The sequence below is a fragment of the Pseudomonas farsensis genome (assembly GCF_014268805.2).
GTDB lineage: Bacteria > Pseudomonadota > Gammaproteobacteria > Pseudomonadales > Pseudomonadaceae > Aquipseudomonas > Aquipseudomonas farsensis.
Genome location: NZ_JABWRF020000001.1, coordinates 43,276 through 57,172, shown reverse-complemented (window position 1 = coordinate 57,172; position 13,897 = coordinate 43,276). Strand labels below are relative to the sequence as shown.

The following is a 13,897-nucleotide window of genomic DNA, read 5'->3' as shown; positions in this document are numbered from 1 at the left end:
CAACGCGGGACAAGCCCGCTCGCCACAAGGAGATATGTCTGGCGGGAACAGGTTTGTACAAAACCATAGAATCTCCCACAGAGACCGCGCACAGTCTCGATATTGTGGCCTGCCGCAGACTCGTGTGGGAGCTGGCGATAGCCTGCGATGAGGCCAACACAGGCTTGCGCAGAACCCTGGAATCGCCAACGCTATGTAAAGCCTGCGCGCATTGGCCGCATGTATCATTGCTATCAGGCGGGCCGCTCGTTACAGTGACGGCCCGTTTTTTGTTGCCTCGCTAACGAATTATGACTCCCTTAGAACGCTATCAAGCAGATCTGAAACGTCCCGACTTCTTCCATGACGCGGCGCAGGAAACTGCGGTGCGTCACCTGCAGCGCCTGTACGACGACCTGGTCCAGGCCCAGAACAACAAGCCGGGCATGTTCGGCAAGTTGTTCGGCAAGAAGGAGCAGACCCCGGTCAAAGGCCTGTATTTCTGGGGCGGGGTAGGGCGAGGCAAGACATACCTGGTCGACACCTTCTACGAAGCACTGCCGTTCAAGCAGAAAATGCGCACGCACTTCCACCGCTTCATGAAGCGCGTGCACGAGGAAATGAAAACCCTCAAGGGCGAGAAAAATCCGCTGACCCTGATCGCCAAGCGTTTCAGCGACGAGGCGCGGGTTATCTGCTTCGACGAGTTCTTCGTTTCGGACATCACCGATGCCATGATCCTCGGCACCTTGATGGAAGAGCTGTTCAAGAACGGCGTCTCGCTGGTGGCTACCTCCAACATCGTGCCAGACGGCCTGTACAAGGACGGCCTGCAACGTGCGCGCTTCCTGCCGGCCATCGCCATGATCAAGCAGTACACCGACGTGGTGAACGTCGACAGTGGTGTGGATTACCGCCTGCGCCACCTGGAGCAAGCCGAGCTGTACCATTACCCGCTCGACGACGCGGCCCACGAAAGCCTGCGTGCAAGCTTCAAGGCGCTGACGCCGGAGTGCACCGAAGCCGTCGAAAACGACGTGCTGATGATCGAGAACCGTGCCATCACGGCCCTGCGCACCTGCGACGACGTTGCCTGGTTCGACTTCCGTGCCTTGTGCGACGGGCCGCGCAGCCAGAACGACTACATCGAGCTGGGCAAGATTTTCCATGCAGTGTTGCTGAGCAATGTCGAGCAGATGGGTGTTGCCACCGACGATATCGCTCGCCGGTTCATCAACATGGTCGATGAGTTCTACGACCGTAACGTCAAGTTGATCATCTCGGCCGAAGTCGAGCTCAAGGACCTCTACACCGGTGGTCGCCTGAGCTTCGAGTTCCAGCGCACGCTCAGCCGTTTGCTCGAGATGCAGTCCCACGAGTTCCTCTCGCGGGCGCACAAACCCTAGCTTGCAGCTGCCCGCCAGGGCAGCTTTCAGGCCTCCTGCATGAACTGCTGGCGGTACTGGTTGGGCGATAGCTCAGTGTGCTGGCGGAACAGCCGGGCAAAGAAACTGGCATCGTCGTAACCCACCTCGTAACTGATGGTCTTGATGCTCTTGCGGCTGCTCGACAGCAGCCCTTTGGCCGTTTCTATGCGCAGGCGTTGCAGGTAGTGCAGGGGCTTGTCGCCGGTGGCGGTCTGGAAGCGGCGCATGAAGTTGCGGATGCTCATGCCGTGGTTGCGCGCCACATCCTCGAAACGGAACTTGTCGGCAAAGTGCTCTTCGAGCCAGTGCTGGATCTGCAGGATGATCAGGTCCTGGTGCAGCTTTTGCCCGCCAAAGCCCATGCGCCCCGGGGTGTAGTTGCGTTGCACTTCGTAGAGGATGTCGCGGGCCACGGCGCGGGCCACGTTGGCGCCGCAGAACCGCTCGATCAGGTAGATGTACAAGTCGCATGCCGAGGTGGTGCCACCTGCGCAGTACAGGTTGTCGGCATCGGTCAGGTGCTTGTCCTGGTTCAGCCGCACCTTGGGGAAGCGCTCCTCGAACTTTGCAAAGAACCGCCAGTAGGTGGTCGCCTCCTTGCCATCGAGCAGGCCCGATTCGGCCAGCCAGAACACACCGCTTGCCTCGGCGCACAATACCGCGCCACGGGCGTGTTGCTCGCGCAGCCAGGGGAGAACCTGCGGGTAGCGTTGCAGCATGGCGTCAAAGTCATCCCAGAATGCCGGGAGGATGATTACGTCGGCGTCGTTCAGGCTGCTGTCGACCGGCAACTGCACATTGCTGAAACTGTCCACAGGCAGGCCGTCGGGGCTCACCAAGGCGATTTCGAACATCGGTTGCAGGCCCAGGCCCAGCTGTTTGCTGTAGCGCAGGCTGGCCAGATGGAAGAAGTCCTTGGCCTGCATCAGTGTCGAAGCGAACACGTTATCAATGGCCAGGATGCAGACGCGCCGCAGCGACGCGGGGGGTTGGTTAAACATCATTGTCATTGTTCTTATAGGGTAGAGTGGTCAATCACCGGCTGGATCGTCTTATGTTTTTCGGTGAGCTGCAAGCTTCCAGCTGCAAGTGGCGAGAAAAAGCTGGCCTGCACGGGCTGACAGGGCCGCTTTGCGGCCCATCGCGGTGGTTCGGCATTCCGAGCAAGCCCGCTCCCACATTTCTATGCAAATCAGTTAGTTAGCGTTTGTCCTGTGGGGGCGGGCAGTGCAGTCATGGCGCCGGGTTCGGCTGCCCCTGGTGAATCGCCTCGATGGCTGCCAGCAGCTCGTCGCTCAGGTTCACGCCCTGGCTGTCGATATTGCTCTGCAACTGCTCAAGCGACGTCGCGCCAATGATGTTGCTGGTTACGAAGGGCTGGCGGGTCACGAACGCCAGGGCCATTTGCGCGGGGTCCAGCCCGTGCTCCCGAGCGAGCTGCACGTAGCGGCTGCACGCTGCCACCGTCTGCGGGTTGGAGTAGCGGGCAAAGCGACTGAACAGCGTCAGCCGGGCGTTTTCCGGGCGTGCTCCACTTTCGTACTTGCCAGACAGCATGCCGAACGCCAGCGGCGAATATGCCAGCAGGCCGCATTGTTCGCGAATGGCGACCTCTGCCAGGCCCACTTCAAAGCTGCGGTTGAGCAGGTTGTAGGGGTTCTGGATCGACACTGCCCGTGGCCAGCCGCGGCTTTCGGCCAGTTGCAAAAACTTCATGGTGCCCCACGGGGTTTCGTTGGACAGGCCGATATGGCGGATCTTGCCGGCGCGGACCTGCTCGTCGAGCACCTCAAGGGTTTCTTCAAGCGGCGTGAACAGGTCATGGGGCAGGTGCTGGTAGCCAAGTTTGCCGAAGAAGTTGGTGCTGCGCTCCGGCCAGTGCAGCTGGTACAGGTCGATACGGTCGGTTTGCAGGCGCTTGAGGCTTTCGTCCAGGGCCGCAACGATGTGCTGGCGGTTGTGCTTGAGCTGGCCATCACGGATGTGGCTGATGCCATTACCAGGCCCCGCCACCTTGCTGGCAAGGACCCACTGGTCGCGATCCCCATGCTCGCGGAACCAGTTGCCGATGATGCGCTCGGTGGCGGCGTAGGTTTCCGGGCGGGGCGGTACCGGGTACATTTCGGCGGTGTCGATGAAATTGATGCCGTGGGCCTTGGCCAGGGCAATCTGCTCGAAGGCCTGCGCCTGGGTGTTCTGTTCGCCCCAGGTCATGGTCCCCAGGCATAGTTCGCTTACGTCTAGATCGGTACGGCCGAGCTTGCGGTATTGCATCGGGAACACACTCCTTGGCAAAGATGCCCATAAAAGCAGGTTGATATTTCTTGTGCAATCTGGATAATTGCCCAGCTCTTCGCGTGGCGGAAGTGATGCACCATCACGGCGGAAGAACCTTTGTCGAACATTGGCGTGCCCGACCCGAGCCCCCAAAAGCGTCTGTGTTCGGCTGCGCGCTTGCCCTTGGCAAGCTGTGCACTATCCAGTAAGATTCGCCGTCTATTTTTCGCTGGGCGGCCTCTGAGGCTTTAGAGAATGAAAACTTTTACTGCTAAACCGGAAACAGTAAAGCGCGAGTGGTTCGTAGTCGACGCCGCTGGTCAGACCCTGGGTCGTCTGGCTACCGAAATCGCTAGCCGCCTGCGTGGCAAACACAAACCAGAATACACCCCTCACGTTGACACCGGCGACTACATCGTCGTCATCAACGCCGAGCAAATCCGTGTAACTGGCGCCAAGACCACCGACAAGATGTACTACTCCCACTCCGGCTTCCCGGGCGGCATCAAGGAAATCAACTTCGAGAAGTTGATCGCCAAGGCCCCTGAGCGTGTCATCGAAACCGCGGTCAAGGGCATGCTGCCTAAGAACCCGCTGGGTCGCGACATGTACCGCAAGCTGAAAGTGTACGCGGGTGCTGCTCACCCACACACTGCTCAGCAGCCTCAAGAACTGAAGATCTAACGGGATAGTTCATTATGTCGGCGACTCAAAATTACGGCACTGGCCGTCGCAAGACCGCAACCGCTCGCGTCTTCCTGCGTCCGGGCACCGGTAACATCTCCATCAACAACCGTTCTCTGGACGTGTTCTTCGGTCGTGAAACAGCGCGCATGGTAGTTCGCCAGCCGCTGGAACTGACCGAAACCGTCGAGAAGTTCGACATCTACATCACCGTTGCTGGTGGTGGTGTCAGCGGTCAAGCCGGTGCGATCCGTCACGGTATCACCCGCGCTCTGATGGAATACGACGAAACCCTGCGTGGCGCTCTGCGTCGTGCTGGCTTCGTAACCCGCGACGCTCGTGAAGTCGAGCGTAAGAAAGTGGGTCTGCGTAAAGCGCGTAAGCGTCCTCAGTACTCCAAGCGTTAATTCGCTTCGGCAGTCCGAAAAAAGCCCGGTTCCTTGGAACCGGGCTTTTTTTATGTCTTGAACTAACCTTGTCAGCAATCCGTGGCCGTGTGTCGCATAGACGCAGATCAAGCAATGCGCAGGTTGTAGCCCTTCAGGGGGGTAATCACCTTGTCACTGTGTGGATTTGTTCCTTACCATTGCGACCAAATTTTAGTGCCACCGATATACCTAAGTAGATGCCTGTTTCAACAGGCCAAGCAAGCTGATGGGAGAGGACTGAATGAGCAATGACGGCGTCAACGCAGGCCGGCGCCGCTTCCTCGTAGCCGCGACATCCGTGGTCGGGGCGGCGGGGGCAGTGGGGGCAGCGGTACCGTTCGTGGGGTCATGGTTTCCCAGTGCCAAGGCGAAAGCTGCCGGCGCACCGGTGAAGGTCAATATCGCCAAGGTCGAGCCAGGGCAGCAGATGGTCGCCGAATGGCGCGGCCAACCTGTATTTATCGTGCGGCGAACGGATGAGATCCTCGCCAATCTGAAAAAGATCGAAGGAGATCTTTCCGACCCGCAATCCAAGGCGTCCGAGCAGCCTGCCTATGTCGACCCTGAGGTGCGCTCGATCAAGCCGCAGATCCTCATTCTGGTTGGCCTGTGCACCCACCTGGGCTGCTCGCCGACCTTCCGCCCTGAAGTCGCGCCAGTGGACCTGGGGCCGAAGTGGGTGGGTGGCTACTTCTGCCCTTGCCACGGTTCGCACTATGACCTGGCCGGCCGCGTCTACAAGTCCCAGCCAGCGCCCTTGAATCTGCCAGTGCCACCGCACTCGTACGAGTCCGACGAAATCGTCGTCATTGGCGTCGACCAGGAGAAGGCATGATGAGCAAGTTCATGGAATGGATCGATGCGCGCTTCCCCGCCACAAAAATGTGGGAAGACCATCTGAGCAAGTATTACGCACCCAAGAACTTCAACTTCCTGTATTTCTTCGGCTCGTTGGCGCTGCTGGTGCTGGTCAACCAGATCGTCACCGGCGTGTGGCTGACCATGAGTTTCACCCCCTCGGCCGAAGAGGCGTTTGCCTCGGTCGAGTACATCATGCGCGACGTCGAATACGGCTGGATCCTGCGCTACCTGCACTCCACCGGCGCTTCGGCGTTCTTCATCGTGGTGTACCTGCACATGTTCCGCGGCCTGCTGTACGGCTCGTACCAGAAGCCGCGCGAGCTGGTCTGGCTGTTCGGCATGCTGATCTACCTGGCGCTGATGGCTGAAGCCTTCATGGGCTATCTGCTGCCGTGGGGCCAGATGTCGTACTGGGGGGCCCAGGTAATCATCTCGCTGTTCGGCGCCATTCCGGTGATCGGCAATGACCTCACCCAGTGGATCCGTGGTGACTACCTGATTTCGGGGATTACCCTGAACCGCTTCTTTGCCTTGCACGTGGTGGCACTGCCCATCGTGATTCTTGGCCTGGTGGTGCTGCACATCCTGGCACTGCACGAAGTCGGCTCGAACAACCCGGACGGCGTGGACATCAAGAAGCACAAGGACGAAAACGGTATTCCGCTGGATGGCATTCCGTTCCACCCGTACTACACCGTGAAAGATATCGTCGGTGTGGTGGTGTTCCTCTTCGTGTTCTGTGCGGTGGTGTTCTTCTTCCCAGAAATGGGCGGGTACTTCCTGGAAAAACCGAACTTCGAACAGGCCAACGCCTTCAAGACGCCCGAGCATATTGCCCCGGTGTGGTACTTCACCCCGTTCTACGCGATCTTGCGCGCGGTGCCTGACAAGTTGTTCGGCGTCATTGCCATGGGCGCTGCGATTGCCGTGCTGTTCGTCCTGCCTTGGCTGGACCGCAGCCCGGTGCGCTCGATGCGCTACAAGGGGTGGTTGAGCAAAGTGTGGCTGCTGGTGTTCTGCGTGTCCTTCGTCATTCTCGGTGTGCTCGGCGTACTGGCGCCAACCCCGGGGCGGACCTTGCTGTCGCAGGTGTGCACGGTGCTGTACTTCGCCTACTTCCTGCTGATGCCGTTCTACACAAGGCTTGAGAAGACCAAACCGGTTCCGGAAAGGGTGACTGGCTGATGAAAAAGTTGATTGCAGTATGTGTGCTGGCATTGATGCCCGCCTTTTCCTTCGCTGCCGAGCATGGCCTGGAGCTGGACAAGGTCGACGTCGACCTGACTGACAAAGCCGCCCTGCAAGATGGTGCGCGGACCTTCGCCAACTATTGCATGGGTTGCCATAGCGCCAAGTTCCAGCGCTATGAGCGGGTTGCCGATGACCTGGGTATCCCCCACGAAGTGATGCTGGAAAACCTGGTGTTCACCGGCGCCAAGATCGGCGACCACATGAAGATCGGCATGCAGCCCAACGACGCCAAGACCTGGTTCGGGGCGGCGCCGCCTGACCTGACCCTGGTTGCCCGTGTGCGCGGCAACGACTGGCTGTACAGCTACCTGCGCAGCTTCTACGAAGACAAGTCGCGCCCGTACGGGGTCAACAACAAGGTGTTCCCGAACGTGGGCATGCCTAACGTGCTGGTGGGGCTGCAGGGTAATCAGGTGATTGGCTGCAAACAGATACAGACCGTGGCCGATGGCAAGAAGCAATACGACCCGCTGACCGGTAGCCCGTTGACCCATGAAGCCTGCGACCAGCTGACCGTGGAGGAGAAATCCGGTACCCTGACCACCGAGCAGTTCGACGAGAAGGTCAAGAACCTGGTGACCTTCCTGGCCTATTCGGCCAACCCGGTCAAACTGGAGAGCCAGCGCATCGGTACCTACGTGTTGCTGTACCTGGCTTTCTTCTTCGTGTTCGCCTACTTGCTCAAGCGCGAATACTGGAAGGACGTGCACTGATCACGCAGTAATTTCTGGTAGTTGAACGCGCCCGCGGTGGCCTGACAACTTTGTCAGGTCACCCCGGGCGCGTTTTCATTTAGAGTTCTGAAGCATCCCGCACGAGGAGGCGCTACATGGGCGTAACCAACAGGTTAGCCTGCTATTCCGACCCCGCTGATCATTACTGCCACCGGGTGCGCCTGGTGCTCGCTGAAAAGGGCGTGGCGGTGCAGATCATCGATGTCGATGCCAGTCGCGTGCCGCCCAAGCTGGCGGAGGTCAACCCTTACGGCAGCGTGCCGACGCTGGTCGATCGTGACCTGGCGTTGTATGAGTCGAGTGTGGTCATGGAGTACCTCGATGAGCGTTACCCGCACCCGCCGCTGATGCCGGTATACCCGGTTGGTCGCGGTAACAGCCGCCTGCTGATGCACCGCATCCAGCGCGACTGGTGTGCGCTCGCCGATACACTGCTCGATACGCGCAGTACTGAAGCTGCACGGGCCAAGGCGCGCAAGGAGCTGCGCGAGAGCCTCACTGGCGTGGCCCCGCTGTTTGCCGAAATGTCCTGCTTCATGAGCGATGAGCAAAGCCTGGTCGATTGCTGTCTACTGCCCATACTCTGGCGTTTGCCGGTCATGGGTATCGAATTGCCGCGGCAAGCCAAGCCGCTGCTGGATTACATGGAGCGACAGTTCGCCCGCGAGCCATTCCAGGCGAGCCTGTCTGCTGTTGAACGTGAAATGCGCAAGGTTTAAGAGGATCTATTAATGAAGTCCAGTCGCCCTTATCTGGTTCGAGCACTGTACGAGTGGATCGTCGACAACGATTGCACGCCGCACATGCTGGTCAACGCTGAATACCCTGACGTACGCGTGCCTGCCGGTTTTGCCAGTGATGGCCAAATCGTTCTGAACGTTTCCCCCAGCGCCGTGCGCAACCTGCACATGGACAACGATGCGGTCAGTTTCGACGGCCGTTTTGGTGGGGTGTCGCACACGCTGTTCGTGCCAACAGCCGCCATCCTGGGCGTTTATGCCCGGGAAAATGGCCAGGGCATGGTCTTTGAGCTGGAACCTGGGGTCGAGTCTGAAGAAGAGCTGCTCGATGAAAGCATCGAGCCTGATGACGACGGCCCGCCGGAGGGCGGCCAGCCGCCGCGCCCAAGTGGGCGTCCAAGCCTGAAAGTGGTGAAGTAATAAAAAAGGCGATCCCTGCGGATCGCCTTTTTTGTGTCTGGCGCTGGCTGGTCAGTCAGTCGATGTACTCGAACAGACGAACGATTTTCTGCACGCCAGAGACGCTCTGCACCACGCTGGTGGCCGCGTTGCCTTCTTGTTGGGTTACCAGGCCCAGCAGGTAGACGATGCCGTTCTCGGTGATCACCTTGACCCGCGAACCCGGGACGTTGGCGTCGGCCAGCATCTGGGTCTTGATCTTGGTGGTCAGCCAGGCGTCGTTGTTGCGCGCCAGAATGGACGAAGGCTGCATGACCTGCAGTTCGTTGTGCACCTTCTTGACCCGCTGCACCTGGCTGGCGGTCTGCTCGGCGAGCGATTTAAGCTCGGCGCGCGGGGTTTGCCCGGCCAGCAGTACCACGCCGTTGTAGCTGCTCACGACAATGTGCGAGCCCTTGTCCAGGTCGGGGTTGGCCTTGGAAATGTTGACCGCTGCCTTGGTCTCGATCAGCGAGTCGTCGATCTTGCTGCCGATGGTGCGCGTGCCGCGGTCATCCTCGATTGGGGAGTCGCGGGCAGAGGTCAATACCGAACTGCAGCCGGAGATGCTGAGGCACAGAGTGACGGCTATCAGGCCGAGGCGCTTGGGGATCATTCTTCACTCCCGAACAGTTGGCTGTCGATCAGGTCGCACAGACAGTGGATCGCCAGCAGGTGGACTTCCTGGATGCGTGCAGTGACCGTGGATGGCACGCGAATCTCGACGTCTTCTGGCAGCAGCAGTGATGCCATGCCGCCACCGTCACGCCCGGTCAATGCTACGACAATCATTTCGCGGTCATGTGCGGCCTGGATCGCTTGAATGATGTTGGCCGAGTTGCCGCTGGTGGAGATCGCCAGCAGTACGTCGCCGGGCTGGCCCAGTGCACGGATCTGCTTGGAGAAAACTTCGTTGTAGCTGTAGTCGTTGGCGATCGAGGTGATCGTGGAGCTGTCGGTGGTCAAGGCAATGGCCGGCAGGCTCGGGCGTTCGCGCTCGAAGCGGTTGAGCAGCTCCGAGGAAAAGTGCTGGGCATCGCCCGCCGAGCCGCCGTTGCCACAGGCGAGCATCTTGCCGTCGCTGAGCAGGGCGTTGACCATGACCAGGCTGGCCTGCTCGATGTGAGGTGCCAGGATGTCCATTGCCTGTTGCTTGGTGTCGATGCTGGCCTGAAACAGCCGGCGAATTCGGGATTGCATGTCCATCTGGTGTGACCTTAAGAGGGGCGGTGGCTGGCGCTACGCGCAACAGTGACCAGCCCGCGAAACATAGAGCAAAAAATTCGGTGAGGGTTCAGCACTCGAAGGCGTTTTTAAGCCAAAGAAGCGGTTGCCCAGCGTGCCCTTGGCCCTGCAGGGCGACAACGTCGAAGCGGCAGGGGTGGGCGGCCCATTCGGGCGTCTGTTGCAGGAAAAGAGTCGCAGCCAGGGCCAGCCGTTTCTGCTTGCGCCCATCGATACTGCCGAGGGCGCCGCCGAAGGCCGCATGTAGCCGGTAGCGGACCTCGGCGAATACTACTGTATCGGCATCGAGCATGACCAGATCAAGCTCGCCGCCCTTGCATCGCCAGTTGCGTGCCAGCAGCCGCAGACCCTGCGCCTGGAGGTACTCCAAGGCTTGGCCTTCGGCTGCATTGCCCGCTTGGGTGGGCGATGCGGGTGGCATCAGCGCGGGGTATCTGGCAGGCGCTTGACCTGGCCGCCAGAGAACTCGGCCCATGGCAGTTGGCGCTCGATACGCTGGTTGGGGTTGACCGTCAGGCTGCCCGACAGGCCTTCGACGCGGTTGTCTGGCAGGGCCTTGAGCTGGCCCAGGCGTGGCGCCAGGCTGTAGGCATCGACGCCCATGGCGTACAGGCGGCCAAGGCTGCCGGCAGCCTGCGGCCACTGCTGCACCACCTGCTTGCGCAGGCTGTTGCTGTTGTCGAGCAGCCACGGGGTTTCGCAGAAGCGGATGCCGTTCATGTCGTTGTACTGGTTGACGTCACCGCTGGCGCTATACAGGTTGGAGGTGGCGTAAACCGGTACGTCGCCTGCGTACTGGAAGTTCAGGGTCGGCTTGATCTGCTGGGCCTGCTGTGGGGTCGAGGCGAGGAAGATGAAGTCGATGTCCTGGCGGCGCGATGGCTGTGCGGCGACGTTGCCACCCACCGCACTTTGCAGGCTCTTGGCCCGGCCTTCGCTCTGGCGCAGTTGGAACAGGTTGGCGATCTGCTGGGCAAGGCCGACCGGCGGGGCAATGCGCTCGGCGGCGAGCAAGGTGCCGCCATTGGCCTGCCAGTCCTGCCGGAAGGCCGCCAGAACACGGTCGCCCCATTCGCCGCTTGGCACCAGTGCCACGGCGCGGACCATGCCGTCGGCGCGGGCGCGGCGAGCCACTTCGCGGGCTTCATCTTCGGCAGCCAGGCCAAACTGGAACAGCTGCGCAGGCGCTTTTTGCCCGGCGTCGGCGTAGTTCAGCGCCAGGGTGGTAATAGGCAGTTGCGGGTAGGCGGCGAGCTTTTTCACCAGTGGCTTTTCCAGCGGGCCGATAACCAGCTGCACGCCTGCGGCCTGGGCCTGGCGGTAGAAGTCGTCGAGCGAGCTGATGCGGGAGCTGTCGAACACCTGCACGGCTGGAGGGTTCTGGCCGTCTTTCTGCGCCTGCAGGTGTGCGGCCATGAAACCGTCACGCAGCGCGCGGGCAACACCGGCCAGCGGGCCTTCTTGAGGCAGCAGCAGGGCGATCTTGGTCAGCGGCTGGCTGGCCAGCTCCTTGAGCTTCACCAGTGCGCTTGGCAGCTGTGCGGCAGCTGGGTGGCCGGCGTTCTGCTTGCTCCAGGTGTCGATGGCGGCCTGTTGCTGCTCCAGGGTGCCGGCGCTTTTCACGGCGAAGGCCAGGCTGGTCCAGCCGCCAAGGGTGGCATTGCTGGTGGGCTGCTGCAGTTGCTCGGCCGGCAGTGCGGCCACCAGTGCCCAGATGGCGTCGTTGTTGGCCTTGGCGGCATCACCGCTGAGCAGTGGGGCGAGCAGTACCCGTTGCTCGGCGGCGGCCAGGGCCTGACCGTCGGCTTCGAGGGCGGCGGCGTGCACGCTGTAGGTGCGCACCTGCTGCTCGGCCGGCAGTTCGCCAGTGCGCTGCAGGCTTGGGTGGGCGAGGGCGGTCAGCGCAGCCTTGGGCTGGTTGCGGCTCATGGCAAGCTCGGCTGCCAAGGTGCTGGCAAAGACCTGTTGGCCCGGCTTGAGCGAGTCCAGCGGGACCTGCTCGAGGATGCGCGCCGAACGCGGGAAGTCCTTTTGCTTGTAGGCCAGGTCGGCGGCGCTCAGGCGCAGCAGTGCTGCGTCCTCGGCGGACTTGCTGGAGGCTGCCTCGTCGAGCAGTTGCTCGATGCTGGCGTCCGGGGTGCGTGGCAGCTCGCCCAGGCTGGATGAGGGCGAGCTGACGCAGGCTGCCAGCAGGGCAGCGAGGCAGAGGGCTGAGAGCAGCCGCAGACAAGCGATCATGTAAAAGTCCTGTTACTCGATCAAGTTGGCCGGCGATTGTACCGAAGCGCCGGCCCCGAGGCGATCTTGCCGACGACGAACCTTCACTATAGGCGGCAACGGCGTGCCTGCCGGCGAACTTCTTTGCGCCCTGTTGCCGGCGCTCGGGCTACAATGGCCGCCTTTGATCGTGAATGCAGGTGCGCGCAGTGACTGATGTTGCAGGGGTTTCGAAAACGGGCAAGTTGTATGTCGTGGCCACGCCCATCGGCAACCTCGACGACATGAGTGCCAGGGCGCTCAAGGTGCTGGCCGATGTCAGCCTGATCGCCGCCGAAGACACCCGTCACTCGGTGCGCCTGCTGCAGCATTTCGGTATCGATACGCCGCTGGCGGCCTGCCATGAGCACAACGAGCGCGACGAAGGCGGGCGTTTCATTACCCGCCTGCTGGCCGGGGATGATGTGGCGTTGGTGTCCGATGCCGGTACGCCACTGATTTCCGATCCGGGCTATCACCTGGTTCGCCAGGCGCGCGCCGCGGGCGTACCGGTGGTGCCTGTGCCTGGTGCCTGCGCCCTTATCGCGGCGCTGTCGGCGGCGGGGCTGCCGTCGGACCGGTTCATTTTCGAAGGCTTCCTGCCCGCCAAGACTGCCGGGCGCAAAGCGCGCCTTGCGCAAGTACGCGAGGAGCCGCGCACGCTGATTTTCTACGAAGCGCCGCATCGCATCCTTGAGTGCCTTGAAGACATGGAGGCGGTGTTTGGCGGTGATCGCCCGGCGCTGCTGGCCCGTGAAATCACCAAAACCTTCGAGACCCTGAAAGGTTTGCCTTTGGCCGAGCTGCGCGCGTTCGTGCAGGGCGACAGCAATCAGCAGCGCGGCGAATGCGTGGTGTTGGTGGCAGGGTGGACGGCGCCAGAAGGTGAGCAGGCGGTCAGTGTCGAGGCGCAGCGCGTGCTCGACCTGCTGTTGGCCGAGTTGCCGCTCAAGCGTGCTGCGGCCTTGGCGGCAGAGATTACCGGTGTGCGCAAAAACCTGCTGTACCAGCTGGCCTTGGATAAACAGAAGCCCGAGTAATGCGGGAGCGAGGTTTTTGACGCATCGCTTGTTCTTCGGCGCGGCTGTCGGTAACCTTGGCGGCGGAGAGTCGATCGGACAGTCGCTGCCGTCTTTTGTTCCGCAAAAGATGGGGGAGGAAAGTCCGGGCTCCGCAGGGCAGAGTGCCAGGTAACGCCTGGGGGGCGCGAGCCTACGGAAAGTGCCACAGAAAATAACCGCCTAAGCACTTCGGTGCCGGTAAGGGTGAAAAGGTGCGGTAAGAGCGCACCGCACGTCTGGCAACAGTTCGTGGCTAGGTAAACCCCACTCGGAGCAAGACCAAATAGGGTTCCATTAGGCGTGGCCCGCGTCGGAACCGGGTAGGTTGCTAGAGGCGTCCAGTGATGGCCGTCGTAGAGGAATGACTGTCCTCGACAAAACCCGGCTTACAGATCGACTCTCCACCTCTTTTTCCTCTGCTCGAATCGGCAGCAGACGGCCCTCGTAATACCGAAAAAATCTTACTCTTAACAAATCACTTTAACTTCACACTCTATCCATCTGAGTGCGCTTGGT

Annotated in this window: 15 protein-coding genes and 1 other RNA gene; 10 read left to right on the top strand and 6 right to left on the bottom strand. The window is 61.0% G+C overall.

Annotated elements, in window-relative coordinates; all coding sequences use genetic code 11:
- Positions 1-290 precede the first annotated feature (290 nt).
- Positions 291-1,385 carry a cell division protein ZapE gene (gene zapE / locus HU719_RS00280; protein WP_186518769.1) on the top strand — a complete coding sequence of 365 codons (1,095 nt, stop codon included), beginning with the start codon at positions 291-293 and terminating at the stop codon, positions 1,383-1,385.
- Positions 1,386-1,411: 26 nt separating this feature from the next.
- Here zapE and HU719_RS00275 read toward each other — a convergent pair whose 3' ends face one another.
- Together HU719_RS00275 and HU719_RS00270 are read right to left on the bottom strand one after the other, a co-directional pair.
- Entirely contained in the window at positions 1,412-2,308 is an 897-nt protein-coding gene (locus HU719_RS00275; protein WP_186535842.1) for a GlxA family transcriptional regulator, read from the bottom strand.
- 331 nt (positions 2,309-2,639) lie between these two features.
- A complete protein-coding gene (locus tag HU719_RS00270) occupies positions 2,640-3,680 on the bottom strand; it encodes an NADP(H)-dependent aldo-keto reductase (RefSeq protein WP_186535820.1) in 1,041 nt (346 codons plus the stop codon).
- 258 nt (positions 3,681-3,938) lie between these two features.
- Between HU719_RS00270 and rplM the strand changes: the two genes are divergently transcribed.
- From rplM to HU719_RS00235, 7 genes are all read left to right on the top strand, one after another.
- Positions 3,939-4,367 carry a 50S ribosomal protein L13 gene (gene rplM, locus HU719_RS00265; protein WP_186518765.1) on the top strand — a complete coding sequence of 143 codons (429 nt, stop codon included), beginning with the start codon at positions 3,939-3,941 and terminating at the stop codon, positions 4,365-4,367.
- Between the two features lie 14 nt (positions 4,368-4,381).
- Positions 4,382-4,774 (top strand): 30S ribosomal protein S9, encoded by a 393-nt coding sequence (gene rpsI / locus HU719_RS00260; RefSeq protein WP_186518763.1) that lies wholly within the window; start codon positions 4,382-4,384, stop codon positions 4,772-4,774.
- Between the two features lie 262 nt (positions 4,775-5,036).
- Positions 5,037-5,630, top strand: coding sequence for a ubiquinol-cytochrome c reductase iron-sulfur subunit (gene petA / locus HU719_RS00255; RefSeq protein WP_186518761.1), 594 nt, complete (start codon positions 5,037-5,039; stop codon positions 5,628-5,630).
- The gene (locus tag HU719_RS00250; protein ID WP_186518821.1) at positions 5,630-6,841 is read left to right on the top strand and encodes a cytochrome b; all 1,212 of its coding nucleotides are present in this window, start codon (positions 5,630-5,632) and stop codon (positions 6,839-6,841) included. The genes petA and HU719_RS00250 overlap by 1 nt, the downstream gene beginning before the upstream one ends.
- Positions 6,841-7,620 (top strand): cytochrome c1, encoded by a 780-nt coding sequence (locus HU719_RS00245; RefSeq protein ID WP_186518759.1) that lies wholly within the window; start codon positions 6,841-6,843, stop codon positions 7,618-7,620. The genes HU719_RS00250 and HU719_RS00245 overlap by 1 nt, the downstream gene beginning before the upstream one ends.
- 116 nt (positions 7,621-7,736) lie before the next feature.
- On the top strand, positions 7,737-8,360 hold the full coding sequence (locus HU719_RS00240; RefSeq protein ID WP_186535821.1) for a glutathione S-transferase N-terminal domain-containing protein: 624 nt from the start codon (positions 7,737-7,739) through the stop codon (positions 8,358-8,360).
- 12 nt (positions 8,361-8,372) lie between these two features.
- Positions 8,373-8,801, top strand: a complete 429-nt coding sequence (locus HU719_RS00235; RefSeq protein WP_186535822.1) for a ClpXP protease specificity-enhancing factor — start codon at positions 8,373-8,375, stop codon at positions 8,799-8,801.
- Between the two features lie 55 nt (positions 8,802-8,856).
- Here the strand turns inward: HU719_RS00235 and HU719_RS00230 are convergent, their stop codons facing one another.
- The 4 genes from HU719_RS00230 to HU719_RS00215 form a co-directional block, all read right to left on the bottom strand.
- Positions 8,857-9,435 carry a BON domain-containing protein gene (locus tag HU719_RS00230; RefSeq protein WP_186518752.1) on the bottom strand — a complete coding sequence of 193 codons (579 nt, stop codon included), beginning with the start codon at positions 9,433-9,435 and terminating at the stop codon, positions 8,857-8,859.
- Positions 9,432-10,025, bottom strand: coding sequence for a phosphoheptose isomerase (locus tag HU719_RS00225; RefSeq protein WP_186518750.1), 594 nt, complete (start codon positions 10,023-10,025; stop codon positions 9,432-9,434). The genes HU719_RS00230 and HU719_RS00225 overlap by 4 nt, the downstream gene beginning before the upstream one ends.
- 88 nt (positions 10,026-10,113) lie before the next feature.
- On the bottom strand, positions 10,114-10,485 hold the full coding sequence (locus HU719_RS00220; protein ID WP_186518748.1) for a YraN family protein: 372 nt from the start codon (positions 10,483-10,485) through the stop codon (positions 10,114-10,116).
- Positions 10,485-12,302 (bottom strand): penicillin-binding protein activator, encoded by a 1,818-nt coding sequence (locus tag HU719_RS00215; RefSeq protein ID WP_186535824.1) that lies wholly within the window; start codon positions 12,300-12,302, stop codon positions 10,485-10,487. The genes HU719_RS00220 and HU719_RS00215 overlap by 1 nt, the downstream gene beginning before the upstream one ends.
- A gap of 173 nt (positions 12,303-12,475) precedes the next feature.
- Between HU719_RS00215 and rsmI the strand changes: the two genes are divergently transcribed.
- Both rsmI and rnpB read left to right on the top strand, forming a co-directional pair.
- Positions 12,476-13,360, top strand: a complete 885-nt coding sequence (rsmI, locus tag HU719_RS00210; protein ID WP_186518744.1) for a 16S rRNA (cytidine(1402)-2'-O)-methyltransferase — start codon at positions 12,476-12,478, stop codon at positions 13,358-13,360.
- Between the two features lie 66 nt (positions 13,361-13,426).
- An RNA gene (gene rnpB / locus HU719_RS00205) (RNase P RNA component class A) lies at positions 13,427-13,786 on the top strand.
- Positions 13,787-13,897 lie beyond the last annotated feature (111 nt).

Excerpts from the sequence above, each read along its gene's own strand:
- HU719_RS00240 (WP_186535821.1), top strand. The coding sequence starts at position 7,737 with ATGGGCGTAACCAACAGGTTAGCCTGCTATTCCGACCCCGCTGATCAT.
- HU719_RS00230 (WP_186518752.1), bottom strand. The coding sequence starts at position 9,435 with ATGATCCCCAAGCGCCTCGGCCTGATAGCCGTCACTCTGTGCCTCAGC.
- HU719_RS00245 (WP_186518759.1), top strand. The coding sequence starts at position 6,841 with ATGAAAAAGTTGATTGCAGTATGTGTGCTGGCATTGATGCCCGCCTTT.
- rpsI (WP_186518763.1), top strand. The coding sequence starts at position 4,382 with ATGTCGGCGACTCAAAATTACGGCACTGGCCGTCGCAAGACCGCAACC.
- rsmI (WP_186518744.1), top strand. The coding sequence starts at position 12,476 with ATGCAGGTGCGCGCAGTGACTGATGTTGCAGGGGTTTCGAAAACGGGC.
- HU719_RS00235 (WP_186535822.1), top strand. The coding sequence starts at position 8,373 with ATGAAGTCCAGTCGCCCTTATCTGGTTCGAGCACTGTACGAGTGGATC.
- HU719_RS00250 (WP_186518821.1), top strand. The coding sequence starts at position 5,630 with ATGAGCAAGTTCATGGAATGGATCGATGCGCGCTTCCCCGCCACAAAA.
- HU719_RS00215 (WP_186535824.1), bottom strand. The coding sequence starts at position 12,302 with ATGATCGCTTGTCTGCGGCTGCTCTCAGCCCTCTGCCTCGCTGCCCTG.
- HU719_RS00220 (WP_186518748.1), bottom strand. The coding sequence starts at position 10,485 with ATGCCACCCGCATCGCCCACCCAAGCGGGCAATGCAGCCGAAGGCCAA.
- HU719_RS00225 (WP_186518750.1), bottom strand. The coding sequence starts at position 10,025 with ATGGACATGCAATCCCGAATTCGCCGGCTGTTTCAGGCCAGCATCGAC.
- HU719_RS00270 (WP_186535820.1), bottom strand. The coding sequence starts at position 3,680 with ATGCAATACCGCAAGCTCGGCCGTACCGATCTAGACGTAAGCGAACTA.
- rplM (WP_186518765.1), top strand. The coding sequence starts at position 3,939 with ATGAAAACTTTTACTGCTAAACCGGAAACAGTAAAGCGCGAGTGGTTC.
- petA (WP_186518761.1), top strand. The coding sequence starts at position 5,037 with ATGAGCAATGACGGCGTCAACGCAGGCCGGCGCCGCTTCCTCGTAGCC.
- zapE (WP_186518769.1), top strand. The coding sequence starts at position 291 with ATGACTCCCTTAGAACGCTATCAAGCAGATCTGAAACGTCCCGACTTC.